This is a genomic window from Nocardia sp. NPDC003693 (assembly GCF_053981095.1).
The window spans coordinates 89555-105323 of the sequence record NZ_JBSFNO010000026.1 but is presented as its reverse complement, the minus strand read 5'-3'; the positions used below and the strand labels follow the sequence as shown (position 1 = coordinate 105323).

The following is a 15769-nucleotide window of genomic DNA, read 5'->3' as shown; positions in this document are numbered from 1 at the left end:
GTTCAGTCCTCGAGCACGCGGTAGATCGTCCGAAGTTGCCGCAAGCCGCTCTCGGCGACACGCTCGTCCTCGGCGGTCATCCGCAGCGCCTGGCGCAGCAGTATGGCGTCCAGGTCCTCCCAGGCGGCGCGGTGCGCCGGTTTCGGCAGCGCGGGCCAGGCGGCCGAATCACCGTAGAGATCAACGGGATCGGCCGGAACGGACTCGCGCTGCACCTGGCCGATGAGATCGTCCAGGCCCACCCCGCGCAGGGTGAGCAGGTCGTCGGGATGCTCGTCCAGGCGTTCGGCGATGACGTAGCAGACCGCGGCCACGTGCTTGCAGGGCCAGCCGGAATCCGGGCAGCTGCACGAGAAGTCGAGTTCGGACGCGGTGGTGGGCAGCAGCAGCGGCGCGAGCGCCTGCGGCAGCGTGCCCGCCGCGATCTCCCCCAGCATGCCGGGGGTGGCGCGAACCAGATCGGCGAGTTCGGCCAGCCGCTCGTCGCGCAGTTCGCGCAGGGTCAGCACCGAGATGAAGGGCCGGGGCTGACTGCCCTGCACCTCCGCGGTCACCGCGCCGGATTCGAGCCGGTAGCTGATGACCTGGCCGCTGCGGGCGTAGGAGCGGCCGCGGGTCAGGCGCCCGGCGTCGGCGACCTTCTCGACCGCGCCCAGAAACGCACGGCCCCACCAGGTCCGGGCGAACGCCGCACCCCCGCGGCTGCGGGCGGGCACCGCGCCCTTGACCGGCCGGCGCGGGCCGAATTCACCGAAGTCGGGGAAGCTCATTCGCCGACCGCCGCGTCGCCCAGGGCCAGCAGTGCCCGCAGTTCCGCGTCACCGAGTTCGGTGATCCACTTCTCGCCCGCGCCGACCGTCAGGTCCGCGAGCTGACTCTTGCCCCGCAGCATGTCGTCCACGCGCTCCTCGATGGTGTCGACGCACACGAGCTTGCGCACCTGCACATCCCGGCGCTGGCCGATGCGGAAGGCGCGGTCGGTGGCCTGGTTCTCGACCGCCGGATTCCACCAGCGATCCAGGTGCACAACGTGATTGGCGGCGGTGAGATTGAGCCCGGTGCCACCGGCCTTGAGCGAGAGCAGCATGATGGGCGGCCCGTCCCCGGACTGGAAACGGGTGACCATGTCGTCGCGGCGGGCCTTGCTCACCCCGCCGTGCAGGAACGGCGCCTCCGCGCCGAAACGCTCGGTCAGGAACGGCGCGACCAGCTCCCCGAATTCGGCGAACTGGGTGAAGAGCAGCGCGCGTTCGCCGTCGGCCAGCACCGATTCCAGGATGTCCTCCACCAGTGCGAGTTTGCCCGAGCGATGGTGGCCGCGGCGCAGCAGCGCCGACCCGTCGCGCAGGTAGTGGGCGGGGTGGTTGCAGACCTGTTTGAGCCGGGTCAGCGCGGCCAGCACCGCGCCCTTGCGCTCCATCCCCTTGGCGGACTTCAGTTTCGCGCTCATGTCGTCCAGCACCGCCTGGTACAGCGCGGCCTGTTCGACGGTCAGGTTGGCGCGCACCGTGATCTCGATCTTGTCCGGCAGATCGGAGATGACCGCGGGATCGGTCTTGACCCGGCGCAGCACGAACGGCGCGGTGATGGCCCGCAGCCGGGTGACCGCGTTGTGGTCCTGTTCGCGCTCGATCGGCACGGCGAAGCGCGCGTGGAATTCCGAGGCCTTGCCCAGCAGCGCCGGATTCGCGAAATCCATGATGGAGCGCAGTTCTTCGAGCCGGTTCTCCACCGGGGTACCGGTGAGGGCCAGCCGATGACGCGCGGGGACCTGGCGCGCCGCGCGGGCCTGGCGGGTCCCGGCGTTCTTGATGTGCTGCGCCTCGTCCACCACCACCCGCTGCCAGGGTTGGCGCTTCAGCTCCTCGACGTCGCGGGCCAGCAGCGCGTAGGTGGTGACCACCAGATCCGAATCGGCCACCGCGGCATCGAATTCCGCACCGGAGCGGCGTCCGGCGCCGTGATGCACCAGCACCCGCAGATCCGGCGCGAACCGCTCGGCCTCGCGCTGCCAGTTGCCGACGACCGACATCGGGCAGACCAGCAGCGTCGGCCCGACCGGTTCGTGATCTACTGCGGCGGCGGCGGTCTCGCGTTCGTGCACGAGCAGTGCCAGGACCTGCACGGTCTTACCCAGACCCATGTCGTCGGCCAGGATCGCACCGCACCCCAGCCGGCTCATGGTGGCCAGCCAGCTCAGCCCGCGCAGCTGATAGGGCCGCAGCTGCGCCTTCAGCCCGACCGGCTCGGCGACCGGGGCGGACTCGCGTTCGCTCTCCAGCAGCTCCGCGGCCCAGCCGGTCGCGGACACCTCCTCGATCGGCACGCCCGGCACCGGCTGCGCGGCCAGTTCCGCGAAGAGGCCCGCGATCGTGGAGGACACCGGCTCGGCCCGGCCCGCAACGTATTCCGCCGCCGCGGCGAGCATGCGGTGATCGGCCTGCACCCATTCCCCGCGCAGTTTCACCAGATCCGACTTCGAGCGAATCAGGCGCGCCATGTCGGCGGCCGAGAGCGTCTGGTCGCCCAGCGCCAGCTCCCAGCGGAACGACACCAAACCCTCGAGCCCGACGGCGGTTTCGGTGGCGGCCGGACTCTGCACCTGCAGGCGCAGCGCGGGCGCGGCGACCCGCCACGCGCGCGGCAGCAGCAATCGCACCCCGGCCGCCTGCAGCGCACCCGCGCCGTGCGCCACCAGATCCATCACCACTTCGCTCGGCAGGAACAGGTCCATACTGCGGTTGTCGCCGGGCAGATCCCGCAGGCGCGGATAGGCGAGCTTGGCCGCGGCCAGCTTCTCCCCCGCGATCCGCACCAGCTGCGGATCACCGGGCAGCAGGACCGGTTGCGGCGCTTCGCCTTCGGTGCGCAGGCAGACTTCGAGCCGCCACAGCGCGTCGCCGTCGTCCTCGGCCGCGGGCTCGAGCAGCCGCAGCAGCAGTTCCGGTTCGTCCGCGGTCAGGCTCGTGCGCCACTCGGTGAGCACCGCCGCCACCCGCGGCGAACCCTCTTCCAGCGGTTCGGCGTCCAGCAGCGCGGTCAGCAGCGGATGCGTCACCGGGCCCGCGGATTCGAGCGCGTCCGCCCGCGCGTCGAGCCGCGCGCGCACCATGGGATCGGTGAGCTCGTCGAGGAGATTGTCCAGGATCTCGGCCGGGCGGCCCGCCGCCTGCAGGGCGGCCGGCATGGCCACCGCGAGCTCGGCCAGCCACGCGCGCTGGCGCTGACCGCCCACCAGCCGCCAGCGCACCCACCAGTCGCCCTCGTCGCGGCGCACGTGCGGGACCATGCGACCCGCACGCACCCAGCGATCCACACCGTGCGCGACGTGCGACAGATACCGCAGATCGCCTGCGACGGCGGGCGCGGGCAGCTCGCTCAGCAGCACCCGCACGGCCTTCTCCGGGGCGAGCGCGTGGGCGCGCACCTGGAGCTCCCGAGGCCCGTCCGGGCCCGGGACCAGCACGTTCGCCCGGTGCCGGAACTTGGCGGCGGCCACGATCGAGGCCGTGGGCTCGGGCAGCCCGGCCGGATCGGGGACCGTCTCCGGGTCGTGCCACAGCACCAGCCCCGACCCCGGCGACCACAGTCCGTGCAGCATTGCCCCATCCAAGCAGCCCGCCCCGACAGTCCTGTCGGGCACTCTCTCCGTAATCCGGCGAATCACGACCCCTACCGGGTCTTTATTTCTGCCCGCCGACAGCACATACTGAGATAACCCCAGGTCACCGCGTATTGCGGTATCGGCTGTGCCTAGTGACAGCCTGGCGGGGCGCACCCTGATAATCCACCGCGACTCATGCCGGAGCCGTGGCAATTTCGATACCGAGGGAGGCCGTGAAGATGACGATTCTGCTCCAAGTGCTCGAGCAGAGCTTCACGCCGACAACGCCGTGGGAGCGACGAAAGTTCACCTTCGTGGACACGACGAAAATCGTGGGAATGCGTTTGGACGGGCAATCGGGCGTATGGCTCGATCTGTCCCGTCCGGGAGAATCCCAGCGTTTGGCCCGCGTCGCCGATCCACGTGACGCCATCAATTTCCTGCTTTCCACCTTCGCCAAAATCGCCGAGTGCGAAGAGCGGGGCGGCTCGTGGCTCATCGGCCACGACGGCGTGCACGCCGATTCCATCGCCGCCACCCGCTTCCCACCACAGCTGTCGGAAACCGCGGCAGACGATCTGCTCGCGCACGCCTGGTTGTAGTTCCGTTCCAGCCTGTTCCACCTGTTCAGCACGGTGTCGTGAATCCGCGGGGGTGCGAACTCGCGTGCCTACGCCATTGCTTCCCGGTTCGGGAGTAAGTGTGTAGCGGTGCGCGTACTGCTCGCGGTTCTCCTGGCGCTCACCGCATCCGGATGTGCCGCGGTGGGCGGACACGACACGCCCGCACCCGGCAGCCCCACCCGGGCCGTGCTCGAACAGTTGCTGTCCCAGGTGCGGACCGTGCACGCGCGCCCGCACCCGGGCGGCTACGAACGCGGCTGTAAAGCGGGGCAGGGCTGCGTGTTCGGGCCCGCGTGGAGTGACGACCACGACGGCCCGGGCGGGCACGACGGGTGCGACACCCGGAACAACGTGCTGGCCGCGCAGCTCGCCGAAGTGGCCTACCGGTCCGGGGCGGGCACCTGTGTCGTCGTGGGCGGCACGCTGATCGACCCGTACACCGGGCGGCGGCTGGTCTTCGCCAAGGCCGACGCGAAGGCGGTGCAGATCGATCACGTCTATCCGCTGGCCGCGGCGTGGGACATGGGCGCCGCGGGGTGGACGCCGGCGCGGCGCATGGTCTTCGCCAACGACACCGCGCTGAATCTGCTCGCGGTGGAGGGCCGGATCAACCAGGCCAAGAGCGATCGGACCCCGGCGTCGTGGCTACCGCCCGCCGGGGCCAATCACTGCTTCTACGCGGGCAAGTACCTGACGGTCGCGGTGCACTACGACCTGCCCGTCACCAAGGCGGACAGGTCCGCGCTGCAGCGCGTCGCGCGCGGCTGCCCAGCGAACTAGCCGGTCGCGACCGGGCGTTTGGGGTCGTGGGACCACTGCGACCACGAGCCCGGGTAGAGCGCGGCGTCGATACCGGCCACCGCCAGCGCCGCCACCTGGTGCGCGGCGGTGACGCCCGAACCGCAGTACACCGCGACCGGACCCGCGCCCAATTCGGTGAAGCGCGAGCGCAATTCGGCTGCGGACTTGAAATGCCCTTCGGGCGTGAGGTTTTCAGCGGTCGGGGCGCTGACCGCACCCGGAATGTGGCCCGCGCGCGGGTCGATGGGCTCCACCTCGCCGCGGTAGCGTTCGCCCGCCCGGGCGTCGAGCAGCAGGCCGCGCCAGCCGGCGGCGGCGTCGGCGTCGATCATGGGCATGGCGCCCGGGTTCAGGACCACGTCGCCGGGGGCCGGGTCGGGTTCCTCGCCGGAGGCCGCGGCGCCACCCGCACGCTCCCAGGCGGGCAGTCCGCCGTCGAGGATGAGCACCTCGGGCACGCCCGCCCAGCGCAGCAGCCACCAGGCCCGCGCCGCGGCCATGCCGCCGGTGGCGTCGTAGACGACGACGGTGTCGCCGGTGCGTACGCCCCAGCTGCGGGCGCACTTCTGCAGGTGCCCGATCTCCGGCATGGGGTGACGCCCGCGCGCCGGGGACGGCGGCGCGGCCAGTTCGGTCTCGAGGTCCACGAAGACCGCGCCCGGGATGTGCCCGTTCAGGTAGTGCTGCGGCCCGTCCGGATCCCCCAGCGCCCACCGCACATCCAGCAGCCGCACCCGAGAATCACCGCCGCCCAGTCGCTCCCGCAGCTCCTCGGCCGAGATCAGCACCGTGCTCAACGCAACTCCTCTTCGCAGGATCCGCACTCCGAATGGAACCCCCTCACCCTACTGAGCCGGGTATCGCCGCGCACTCGGGCGTGGCCGTGTCCCGGCGTGCCGGCGAACGTGTCAGGAGGTTGCTTCCGGTTGCGGGCGGGGGCGCAGGAGGCGGCGGACCAGGAGGCCGGCGCCCAGCGCCCAGAAGGCCGCGCCGACGCCGAGCAGGGCGATGCCGGAGGCGGCGACCATGAAGGTGAAGGCGGCGGCGAGGCGGTGGTCGGGCGGGGTCAGCGCGGAGGTCAGGGCGGCGGCGAGGGTGGCCATGAGGGCAAGGCCCGCAACGGTTTCCAGGACGCCGTCGGGGGCGGCGGCGACCAGGGCTACGAGCGCGCCCGAGGCCAGGGCCAGTAGGAGGTAGGTCGCGCCGGCCGTGGCGGCGGCGATCCAGCGGCGCTTGGGATCCGGGTGCGCGGTGGGGGCGGCGGACAGGGCGGCGCTGATCGCGGCGAGGTTGATGGCGTAGCCGCCCGCCGGTGCGCCCAGGACGGTGCCCAGGCCGGTCACCGTCATGGCGGCGCGCCAGGGCACGCGATAGCCGAACGAACTCATGACCGCGGTACCCGGGATGTTCTGCGCGGCCATGGTCACCACGTACAGCGGCACCGCGATCCCGATGAGAGCCTGCCAACTCCATTGCGGCACAGCGAATTCCAACCGGGGCGCCATGGCGGCGAGTTCGGGACCGCGCTGGTGCACAGCCATGTCGATGCCCGCGCCGACGGCCGCCACCCCGAACGCCGCGAGCACCGCCCACCGGGCCGCGTACTTCTGCAGGATCAGCCAGGTCGCGATGACCGGCACCACCACCGCCGGGGTCACCGCGAGGGCTTTCATCGGGGCCAGGCACAGCGGCAGCAGCACCCCGGCCAGCATGGCCTGCGCGATCTCCACCGGAATGGCCGCGATCAGCGCGCCGAGCCGCTGCCAGAACCCGGTCAGCACGATGAGCAGGCCCGTCACCACGAACGCGCCGACGGCCGCGGGCCACCCGCCCGCCACGACCCCGGTGCTCGCCAGCAGCGCCGCGCCGGGCGTGGACCAGGCCAGCGTGATCGGCATCCGGTACCGCAGACTCAGGATCAGGATCCCCGCGCCCATGGTCACCGACACCGCGAGCAGCCCCGAAGCCGCCTGTGCCGCTGTGGCTCCCACCGCGGTGAGCCCCGCCAGCACGACCGCGAACGAGCTCGTGAATCCCACCAGCGCGGTGACGATCCCCGCCCCGAGCGCCTGCCCGATCCCGGCGTCCGGCGACTCGCCATCGGACGCATCTCCGAACGCGGCTTCGTCCAGTTCGGCGCGGCCTCGCGCACCTACCGCACCATCCGGTCCGGCTGGGACGCCGGCCAACAGATCGGCGGGCGCCCCGGCCTCGGCGCCGAGTGCGGCGGGACCGGCTGCCGTCGCGCCGGGCTCGCCCACGGGTGCGGCGCCCGTCGCCGGAACCTCGCCGGGCGGCACCGTCGCGCGGCCGTGGCCGTTCGCGGGGCCATCGGCGGCGGGGGTGGCGGCGAGAGACGTCATCGGGCCATGGTCCCGGTCCACTCCGGGTGCGGTCAGTGGCCAATGCATCGAAACTGGACTGAAATCGGGGTGAGCCCAGCGCGGGTCAGTTCGAGTCGGGGTCGGGGGTGCCGTTGGTTCCGGCCAGGCGGTCCAGCAGGGGCGCGGTGCGTGGGCCCACCAGGGAGCGCATCAGCAGGGAGGTGTTCGTGCGTTCCACGCCGGGGATCTCGAGGACCCGGCCCGCCAGGCGGTAGAGGTCGTCGGCGTCGACCGCCACGACACGCACGATCAGATCGGTCGCGCCGGTCGTGCCGCAGACCTCGGTGACCTCGGGAATCTCGGCCAGCGCGGACACCACGGCGTCGAGGCGGTGCTGGTCGACCACCACGGACACCAGGGCTGCCAGGGGATAGCCCAGGGCGCGGGGTTCGACCCGGCGTTCGACGCTGGCGAGGACCCCGGCGGCCTCCCAGCGAGCCAGCCTGGCCTGCACGGTGTTGCGGGAGAGACCCAGTCTGGCCGCGAGTTCCACGCCGGTGGCGCGGGGGTTGTCCACCAGTTCCAGCAACAGCCGGGCGTCGGTGGCGTCGAGCGGGCCGGTGAAGGGTTCCCTGCTGCTCATGAAAGGCAGTATGACACGCCGACCGCGGGCTCAACCGCGCATTCTGCTCAGTTTTGACCTTGGTACTTGCGCAGATCGCACAGCGGAGGATGCTGTGTGGTACAGGCCACACACCGCCGTCGATACGGGACACAATCCCCCGGCGCCCACGGTGTACCCGGCGTTTCGAGGAGGCGATACCGATGCCGGAGCAGCGCATCTCTCCCCCGCAGGGCGATATCGAGAAGGTCCCCTACCCGGTACAGCTCCTCCAGCCCGACGGGCACCGCGTCCACGACCGGGCGCACGCCCCGCTCGTCGCCGACATCGGCGGTGACCGCCTCCGCGCGATGTACACCGACATGGTCGTGGCCCGCCGCATCGACACCGAGGCCACCGCCCTGCAACGCCAGGGCCAGCTGGGTCTGTGGCCCCCGCTGCTCGGCCAGGAAGCCGCCCAGGTCGGCTCCGCGCACGCCCTGCACCCGGACGATTACGCCTTCTGCAGCTACCGCGAAGCCGGCGTCGCCTACTGCCGCGGGGTGCCGCCCGAGCAGATGACCGCGCTGTGGCGCGGGGTGGCGCACTCCTGCTGGGACGCCGACGCGTTCAACATCACCAATCCGGCCATCGTGGTCGGCGCGCAGGGCCTGCACGCCACCGGTTACGCGTACGCCGCCCAGCTCGAGGGCGCGGAGATCGCCACCATCGCCTACTTCGGCGACGGCGCCACCAGCCAGGGCGACATCGCCGAGGCGCTGGGTTTCGCCGCCTCCTGGGACGCGCCGGTGGTGTTCTTCTGCCAGAACAATCACTGGGCCATCAGCGCGCCGGTGCGGGTGCAGAGCGCCACGCCGATCGCGCGCCGGGCCGCCGGCTACGGAATTCCCGCGGTGCAGGTCGACGGCAACGACGCCCTCGCGGTGCTGGCGGTGACCCGGCAGGCCCTGGTGCGCGCCCGCGCGGGCGGCGGCCCGTCGTTCATCGAGGCCATCACCTATCGCATGGGACCGCACACCACCGCCGACGATCCCACCCGCTATCGCGCGGCCGCGGAGATCGAACTGTGGCGGCGGCGCGACCCCATCGACCGCCTGCGCCGGCTGCTGGAGCGAGAAGGGCTGTGGGACAGCGATTTCGCACAGGAGGTCACCGTGACCGCCGACGCGGTGGCCGCGCGCCTGCGCGGCGCCACCCTCGGCATGGCCGACCCGGATCCGAGCGCGCTGTTCGAGCACGTGTACGCCACCCCGCACCGTCTCATAGAACGCGAAAGCGCCGAGTACGCCGCCTATCTGGAGGGAGCACGGTCATGAAGACCACCTTCGCGGGAGCGATCAACCTCGGACTGCGCCGGGCGCTCGAGGACGATCCCAAGGTCCTGCTCATGGGCGAGGACATCGGCAGGCTGGGCGGTGTCTTCCGGGTCACCGACACCCTGCAGAAGGACTTCGGGAACAACCGGGTCATCGATACGCCGCTGGCCGAATCCGGCATTATAGGAACGGCTTTCGGAATGGCGTTGCGCGGCCTGCGGCCGGTGTGCGAAATCCAGTTCGACGGATTCGTGTATCCCGCATTCGACCAGATCGTGTGCCAGGTGGCGAAAATTCACTATCGCACCGGCGGAAAAGTGACCGCCCCCATCACCATTCGTATTCCGTTCGGCGGCGGCATCGGATCGGTCGAACACCATTCCGAATCCCCGGAAGCGTATTTCGCGCACACCGCCGGGTTGCGGGTGGTGTCGCCGAGCAATCCGGCCGACGCGTATCTCATGATCCGCCAGGCGGTCGCGCTGGACGATCCGGTGGTGTTCTTCGAACCGAAGCGGCGGTACTGGGACAAGGCCGAGGTCGACTTCGCGCAGCTGGACCGGGACGGCGGATTGCCGCTGGACAGCGCCCGCGTCTGCGTGAGCGGGGACGACGCGACGATCGTCGCGTACGGCGGCGCCGTCGCCACCGCGCTCGGCGCCGCGGATATCGCGGCGGCGGAGGGGCATTCGCTGGAGGTGATCGATCTGCGCAGCCTGTCGCCGATCGATTTCGACACCATCGAGACCTCCGTCCGCAAAACCGGACGTTTGGTCATCGTCCATGAAGCGCCGGTATTCGGCGGTCTAGGCGCGGAAATCGCGGCGCGCGTGACCGAAAGCTGCTTCTATGAATTGGAAGCGCCGGTGCTGCGGGTCGGCGGCTTCGACATCCCCTATCCCCCCGCTAAGCTCGAACGGCACCACCTGCCCGACCCCGACCGCATTCTCGCCGCGGTCGATCGCACGCTCGCCGCCTAACGGTCATGCCTTCGGAGGAAGCTCGGTGGAAGAACAGCGTCAGGTCATGGAATTCCAATTGCCCGATCTCGGTGAGGGATTGGCCGATGCCGAATTGGTGTCGTGGGCGGTTCGGGTCGGCGACACGGTGGAACTGAATCAGGTCATCGCCGAGGTCGAGACGGCGAAAGCACAGGTGGCGCTACCGAGTCCGTATGCCGGGACGGTGCTGGAGCTGCTCGCGCAGCCCGGGGAGACCGTGCCGGTGGGCGCGGGACTCATCCGGATCGGGACCGCGGCGGACGCGGAATCCGTTGCGGGACCGGCATCCTCTGCTGTCGCGGACACGGCCGAGTCCGCCGCGCCGGAACGGCAGGCGGTGCTGGTGGGTTACGGGCCCGACAGCGAGCCCGTCTCGCGGCGCGCCCGGGCGGCGGCCACGGCCACCGGCACCACCGCGGACACGGGCTTGAATCGCGGACACGAGGGGCTCGCCCGCCGACGGCCGGCGGCCACCCCGGGCGCCCGGCGACTGGCCCGCGACACCGGCGTCGACCTGGGTTCGGTCGCCGGGTCCGGGCCCGACGGCGCGGTCACCGTGCGCGATCTGCGCGACGAGCGCCCCGGCACGGAACACATCCCGATTCACACCGCGCCGCCGGTCACCCCGGTCGGCTCCGCGCAAGCGGGCCGGACGCCCGGTGAACGCGAAACCCGCACCCCCATCACCGGCGTGCGCAAACGCACCGCGGCGGCCATGGTGGCGAGCGCGCAGCACATTCCCCAGGCCAGCGCCTTCGTGACCACCGATTTCACCGGTTCCATGGAACTGCTCGATCATCTGCGCGCGACCCCGACCTTCGCCGGGCTCACGCTCACCCCGCTCGCGCTGGTCGCCAAGGCGACGCTGGTGGCGCTGAGCGAGTTCCCGGAGCTGAATGCCTCCTGGGATGAAGCGAACCAGGAGATCGTCACCAAGCACTACGCCAACCTCGGCATCGCGGTGGCCACCACGCGCGGGTTGCTGGTGCCCAATCTCAAAGAGGCACAGGCGCTGAGCCTGCGGGACCTGTGCCAGGACATCGGCCGGGTCGCGGAGCTGGCGCGGTCCGGCACGGCCACCCCGGCCGATCTCACCGGCGGCACCTTCACCATCTCGAACGTGGGTGTCTTCGGCGTGGATGCCGGTGTGCCGCTGGTGAATCCGGGCGAGGCGGCGATCCTGTGCCTGGGCTCGATCCGCAAGCGCCCGTGGGTGCATCGCGACGAGATCGCCGTGCGCTGGGTGACCACCCTCGGCCTGAGCTTCGACCACCGGATGATCGACGGCGAACAGGGCTCACGGTTCCTGTCCGCCGTGGCCGCGCTCCTGGAGGATCCGCTGACCCTGCTCGGTCGCGTCTAGCCGTCAGGAGTAGGTGACGACCAGGGGCTCGGCGGCCTCGCGGATCACCGCGGGGATCGGCACCGGCTTGCGGGTCACCTCGTCGACGTAGACGTGCACGAAGGTGCCGGTCGCCGCCAGTTCGAGGGTGCCGCCCGCCTCGCGGAAGATGGCGAGGTCGTAGTTGATGCTCGAATTGCCCAGGCGCGCTATGCGAATGCCGACCCGGAGCTGGTCGGGGAAGCTGATCGACCCGACGAACTTGCACGAGGTCTGCGCCACCACGCCGATGGCGGGCAGATCCCGGATGTCGGTGCCGGTCGCGTGGATGAGCCACGCGTTCACCGCGGTATCGAAGTAGCTGTAGTAGGTCACGTTGTTCACGTGGCCGTAGTGGTCGTTGTCCGCCCAGCGGGTCGGCACCGGCCAGAGCACCGGGTATCGCTCATCCGTCACCCCACGGACGGTAGGGGATTTCCGCGCGGGACGATACGGCGGGGTTCAGGCTGCGGCGTGCCACTCACGGTGCGCCGAACCGCGTGCCGGGCCGCCTCTGGGCGAATCCCCGCCTCGATCCCGGCCGAAACCGCCGGGATCGGCGCTGCCCGATGCGCCGAATCACGTTTGTGCCCGAGCCCGGGCGTCGACTGTCCGCGGCACGCCTCGGCTCGACTCGCCGCGATACCGCGGCCGGTGGAGAGGCTGCCCGGCAATCAGGCGCTGCGCTCGTCCGAGGCGTTGCGGTGATCGCGCGGGCTGATGCCGTGGTGGCGTTTGAAGGCGGTGCTCAGGGCGAACGCGCTGCCGTAGCCGACGCGGCGGGCGATCGACTCCAGGGTCGCGTCGGACTCGTGCAGCAGGTCCGCGGCCAGGGCCAGGCGCCAATCGGTGAGGAAGGCCATCGGGGGCTCGCCGACCAGCTCGGTGAACCGCCGGGCCAGGGCCGCGCGCGAGACGCCGACCTCGGCGGCCAGCGACGCGACGGTCCAGCCGTGCGCGGGGTTGTGCTGCATGAGGCGCAGCGCCTTGCCCACCAGCGGATCGGCGTAGGCGTGATACCAGGCGGGGGCGTCGGCCCGGGAGAACCAGGCCCGCAGGGTCGCGATGAGCAGCAGGTCCAGCAGGCGGTCCAGCATCGCGCCCTGGGCGGGCAGATCCTTGGCGGCCTCCTCCACCAGCAGATCGAGCACCCGGGTGTCGACCTCGTCGCGGGCGAGCACCGCGATGGGCGGCAGTGCCCGCAGCAGCCGGCGGCTGGCGGCCGACTCCTGCTCGTAGGTGCCGGTGACCAGCACGTTCGCGGCGGTGGCGCTGGTTCCCCAGCTGCGCATGCCCAGGCTGAGCGTCTCGCAGAGCACCTCGCCGTCGGGGGTGGTGGTGATCTGACCCGGATGGATGATGACCTGCGGCTCGGTCTCGGGATCGTCGGCGACGGTGTAGTGGTCCGGGCCGCGGAAGATCGCGATATCGCCCTCGCGCAGCTGCCTGGGCGCGATCTGCTTGCCGCCCTTGGGATCCGGGACGATCCAGCCGCCGCCGCGCACCATCGCCACCAGCGTGAGCGGGGCTTCGTCCCGGATGCGCAGCGACCAGGGTGGGTCGAAGGACGATCGCATCACGAACGCGGCCCGCGCACGTGGTCCTTCGAGCAAGCTGGCCAACGCATCCATACCTAGACGATGGCAAATGTGCGGGCGCTTCTCAACCATGTTCAGTCTCAGGGCTTCTCGATGTACTGGTGGCATGACCGATAAAGACATCCCCAGCAGTGCGGATACCGTCCTGGTGCTGGGCGGGACCGGTAAGACCGGCAGGCGGGTGAGCGCCCGGCTGACCGCGCTCGGGATACCGGTGCGGCTCGGATCGCGCCGGGCGGATCCGCCCTTCGACTGGAACGACCGGACCACCTGGGCGGCGGCGCTGGACGGCGTCGCGGCGGTCTACCTCGCCTACGCGCCGGACCTGGCGATGCCCGGCGCGACCTCGGCCCTCAAGTCGTTCACCGCGCGGGCGGCGGCGGCCGGGGTGCGGCGGGTGGTCATGCTGTCCGGGCGCGCGGAGCCCGAGGCGCTGGAATGCGAGGAGATAGTTCGGAATTCGGGGCCGGAGTGGACGATCGCGCGCTGCGCGTTCTTCGCGCAGAACTTCGACGAGGGGCTCTTCGCGAGCGAACTGCGCACGGGCACACTGGCTCTGCCGGTCGGGGCGACGCCCGAACCGTTCGTGCACGCGGACGACATCGCCGATGTCGCGGTGGCGGCGCTGACCCGTGACGGGCACGCCGGGCAGGTGTACGAGCTGACCGGGCCGCGCGCGCTGTCCTTCGCCGCGGCGATCGCCGAACTCGGGGCGGCCTGCGGGCTGGAGCTGTCGTTCGAGTCCGTGTCGCGCACGGAATACATTGCGGCCCTGAGCGCGCGCGGCGTGCCGGGCGCGGAGATCAGCCTGCTCGACTATCTGTTCGGGGTCCTGCTGGACGGGCGCAACGCCGCGCCGGCCGACGGGGTGCGGCGGGCCCTGGGCCGCGCGCCCCGGGATTTCGCCGAGTATGCCCGCGACGTGGCGGTTTCCGGTGTCTTCTCGGTCACAGCGCGGGGTAAATCTGTCGGTGCCCGGGCCTACAATTGAGACGAAACAGGTTGTATTCCACCGGATTCGGAACTCCGATCCGGTACCGATTCGAAGCCCGGCCGGGAGTGTCGACGAAGCCGCGATCGCCGGGGTCACGGGGAGCTGCCGGTTCTGCCGGTAGCGTCGTACCAATGGTCGCTGCGACGCCCGCTCCCCCGATTCGACTCGCACGCGCCGCGCTGTTCGTGGTGTTCGGGCTGAACGGTCTGCTCTCGGCCATCTGGATCGTGCACATTCCGGCGGTCTCCGAGCGCACGGGCGTCTCCCACAGCCTGTTGGGCATGCTCATTCTGCTCATGGCCGCCAGCGCCATCGTGGGCATGCAGACCGCCGGACCGCTCGCCGACCGACTGGGCAGCCGCACCCTCACCGCGACCGCCGCCACCCTGCTGTCCCTGACCCTGCCCGGCCTGGCTTTCGCGACCTCGCCGCTCACCCTCGCACTCGCCCTGGTGGCATACGGTTTCGGCAACGGCATGCTCGACGTGTCGATGAACGCCCAGGCGGTCCACGTGGAACGGGCGTATGCCCGGCCGATCATGGCGGCGTTCCACGCGCTGTTCTCTCTCGGCGGCCTGGCGGGGTCGCTCGCCGGGGCCGCCACCCAGCGCGCGGACTGGAACATCCACGTCACCTTCCTCGTGGCGGCGGCCTTCGGTCTCACCATGGTGGCCGTCTGCGCGCCCCGCCTGCTGCCGAGCACCCACCATCGGGCGGCTGATTCCCATGCGGCACAGCAGGATAACGGGCAGACACGCCCCCTGACGCCCGACGAGGCCACCAGGGAGGCCGTACCGGGCTCCGCCGCGGCCGGGGTGTCCGCACCTGATTTCGCAGCAGCCCGAACCACCGACTCGACGCCGCCCACCACGGAACCGGCGAAGCCCGAGGCGGCCGGCGATCCGGACCTTCGAGTGACGGCGGGCCGCGCGGGCGTGACGCGAAAGGTGCTGGCGCTCGGCGGAATCGCGTTCGTCCTCCTCATGGCCGAGGGAGTCGCGGCCGACTGGAGCGCGCTACAGCTGCGCGACCGCCTCGAGGTCGACACGGGTACGGCGGGACTGGCCTTCGCCGCGTTCTCCGCGACCATGACCGCGGGCCGGTTCGGCGCCGACCGGGTGGCGGGCAGGCTCGGCCCGGTGGCCGTGCTGCGCTGGGGAACCCTCTTGGCCGCAGCGGGTTTCGCCCTGATCACCCTGTCCGGCTGGCTGCCCCTGACCATCCTGGGCTGGGCCCTGTGCGGTATCGGCCTGGCGGGCGGCGTACCCCAGGTCTTCACCGCCGCGGGCAATCTCGGCTCGGCCACCTCCGCCACCGACATGTCCCGGGTCTTCGGCCTCGGCTACGTGGGCCTGCTCGCCGGCCCCGCGATCATCGGCTGGCTCACCCAACTGGTCTCGCTCACCACCGCGATGGTCGTCCCGCTGCTGGCCCTGCTGCTGTGCGCGTGGGGCGCCCGCGCGGTCGCCGGATCGGGCCGCGCGACATAGCGGTACCCGGCCGAG

At 71.3% G+C, this 15769-nt stretch carries 14 protein-coding genes; 7 read left to right on the top strand and 7 right to left on the bottom strand.

The window, feature by feature from the left end:
* Positions 1-2 precede the first annotated feature (2 nt).
* Entirely contained in the window at positions 3-770 is a 768-nt protein-coding gene (locus ACWDOP_RS26010) for an SWIM zinc finger family protein (RefSeq protein WP_456347137.1), read from the bottom strand.
* Complete coding sequence (locus tag ACWDOP_RS26005; RefSeq protein WP_456347136.1) at positions 767-3601, bottom strand: DEAD/DEAH box helicase; 2835 nt, start codon at positions 3599-3601, stop codon at positions 767-769. Before ACWDOP_RS26005 ends, ACWDOP_RS26010 begins: the two co-directional genes overlap by 4 nt.
* A 242-nt stretch (positions 3602-3843) precedes the next feature.
* Between ACWDOP_RS26005 and ACWDOP_RS26000 the strand changes: the two genes are divergently transcribed.
* Both ACWDOP_RS26000 and ACWDOP_RS25995 read left to right on the top strand, forming a co-directional pair.
* Positions 3844-4206, top strand: a complete 363-nt coding sequence (locus ACWDOP_RS26000; RefSeq protein ID WP_454202530.1) for a hypothetical protein — start codon at positions 3844-3846, stop codon at positions 4204-4206.
* A 108-nt stretch (positions 4207-4314) separates the two neighbouring features.
* Positions 4315-5007: an HNH endonuclease family protein gene (locus tag ACWDOP_RS25995; protein WP_456347135.1), complete on the top strand. Its 693-nt coding sequence runs from the start codon at positions 4315-4317 to the stop codon at positions 5005-5007.
* Here the strand turns inward: ACWDOP_RS25995 and ACWDOP_RS25990 are convergent.
* The 3 genes from ACWDOP_RS25990 to ACWDOP_RS25980 all read right to left on the bottom strand — a co-directional run bounded on the left by ACWDOP_RS25990 (position 5004) and on the right by ACWDOP_RS25980 (position 7995).
* Positions 5004-5813 carry a sulfurtransferase gene (locus tag ACWDOP_RS25990; protein WP_456347153.1) on the bottom strand — a complete coding sequence of 270 codons (810 nt, stop codon included), beginning with the start codon at positions 5811-5813 and terminating at the stop codon, positions 5004-5006. The genes ACWDOP_RS25995 and ACWDOP_RS25990 overlap by 4 nt on opposite strands.
* A gap of 123 nt (positions 5814-5936) precedes the next feature.
* Entirely contained in the window at positions 5937-7391 is a 1455-nt protein-coding gene (locus ACWDOP_RS25985; RefSeq protein ID WP_456347134.1) for a benzoate/H(+) symporter BenE family transporter, read from the bottom strand.
* An 85-nt stretch (positions 7392-7476) separates the two neighbouring features.
* Positions 7477-7995: an Lrp/AsnC family transcriptional regulator gene (locus tag ACWDOP_RS25980; protein WP_454202528.1), complete on the bottom strand. Its 519-nt coding sequence runs from the start codon at positions 7993-7995 to the stop codon at positions 7477-7479.
* A gap of 182 nt (positions 7996-8177) precedes the next feature.
* On the opposite strand from ACWDOP_RS25980, the gene pdhA reads away from it, so the two are divergent.
* The 3 genes from pdhA to ACWDOP_RS25965 are packed head-to-tail and all read left to right on the top strand — an operon-like array spanning position 8178 to position 11654.
* Complete coding sequence (gene pdhA / locus ACWDOP_RS25975; RefSeq protein ID WP_456347133.1) at positions 8178-9290, top strand: pyruvate dehydrogenase (acetyl-transferring) E1 component subunit alpha; 1113 nt, start codon at positions 8178-8180, stop codon at positions 9288-9290.
* Positions 9287-10270, top strand: a complete 984-nt coding sequence (locus ACWDOP_RS25970; RefSeq protein WP_456347132.1) for an alpha-ketoacid dehydrogenase subunit beta — start codon at positions 9287-9289, stop codon at positions 10268-10270. Before pdhA ends, ACWDOP_RS25970 begins: the two co-directional genes overlap by 4 nt.
* 46 nt (positions 10271-10316) lie before the next feature.
* Positions 10317-11654, top strand: coding sequence for a dihydrolipoamide acetyltransferase family protein (locus ACWDOP_RS25965; protein ID WP_456347152.1), 1338 nt, complete (start codon positions 10317-10319; stop codon positions 11652-11654).
* Between the two features lie 3 nt (positions 11655-11657).
* On the opposite strand, the gene ACWDOP_RS25960 is transcribed toward ACWDOP_RS25965, so the two are convergent.
* Positions 11658-12089 carry an acyl-CoA thioesterase gene (locus ACWDOP_RS25960; RefSeq protein ID WP_354986794.1) on the bottom strand — a complete coding sequence of 144 codons (432 nt, stop codon included), beginning with the start codon at positions 12087-12089 and terminating at the stop codon, positions 11658-11660.
* A 257-nt stretch (positions 12090-12346) separates the two neighbouring features.
* A complete protein-coding gene (locus tag ACWDOP_RS25955; protein ID WP_454202525.1) occupies positions 12347-13303 on the bottom strand; it encodes a cupin domain-containing protein in 957 nt (318 codons plus the stop codon).
* Positions 13304-13376: 73 nt separating this feature from the next.
* On the opposite strand from ACWDOP_RS25955, the gene ACWDOP_RS25950 reads away from it, so the two are divergent.
* Complete coding sequence (locus ACWDOP_RS25950) at positions 13377-14261, top strand: NAD(P)H-binding protein (RefSeq protein ID WP_456347131.1); 885 nt, start codon at positions 13377-13379, stop codon at positions 14259-14261.
* A gap of 134 nt (positions 14262-14395) precedes the next feature.
* Complete coding sequence (locus ACWDOP_RS25945) at positions 14396-15754, top strand: MFS transporter (RefSeq protein WP_456347130.1); 1359 nt, start codon at positions 14396-14398, stop codon at positions 15752-15754.
* The last annotated feature ends 15 nt before the right edge of the window (positions 15755-15769 follow it).

Coding starts and splice junctions, on each gene's coding strand:
- ACWDOP_RS26010 (WP_456347137.1), bottom strand. CDS start 770: ATGAGCTTCCCCGACTTCGGTGAATTCGGCCCGCGCCGGCCGGTCAAG.
- ACWDOP_RS26005 (WP_456347136.1), bottom strand. CDS start 3,601: ATGCTGCACGGACTGTGGTCGCCGGGGTCGGGGCTGGTGCTGTGGCAC.
- ACWDOP_RS26000 (WP_454202530.1), top strand. CDS start 3,844: ATGACGATTCTGCTCCAAGTGCTCGAGCAGAGCTTCACGCCGACAACG.
- ACWDOP_RS25985 (WP_456347134.1), bottom strand. CDS start 7,391: ATGACGTCTCTCGCCGCCACCCCCGCCGCCGATGGCCCCGCGAACGGC.
- ACWDOP_RS25980 (WP_454202528.1), bottom strand. CDS start 7,995: ATGAGCAGCAGGGAACCCTTCACCGGCCCGCTCGACGCCACCGACGCC.
- pdhA (WP_456347133.1), top strand. CDS start 8,178: ATGCCGGAGCAGCGCATCTCTCCCCCGCAGGGCGATATCGAGAAGGTC.
- ACWDOP_RS25970 (WP_456347132.1), top strand. CDS start 9,287: ATGAAGACCACCTTCGCGGGAGCGATCAACCTCGGACTGCGCCGGGCG.
- ACWDOP_RS25965 (WP_456347152.1), top strand. CDS start 10,317: ATGGAATTCCAATTGCCCGATCTCGGTGAGGGATTGGCCGATGCCGAA.
- ACWDOP_RS25955 (WP_454202525.1), bottom strand. CDS start 13,303: ATGGATGCGTTGGCCAGCTTGCTCGAAGGACCACGTGCGCGGGCCGCG.
- ACWDOP_RS25950 (WP_456347131.1), top strand. CDS start 13,377: ATGACCGATAAAGACATCCCCAGCAGTGCGGATACCGTCCTGGTGCTG.
- ACWDOP_RS25945 (WP_456347130.1), top strand. CDS start 14,396: ATGGTCGCTGCGACGCCCGCTCCCCCGATTCGACTCGCACGCGCCGCG.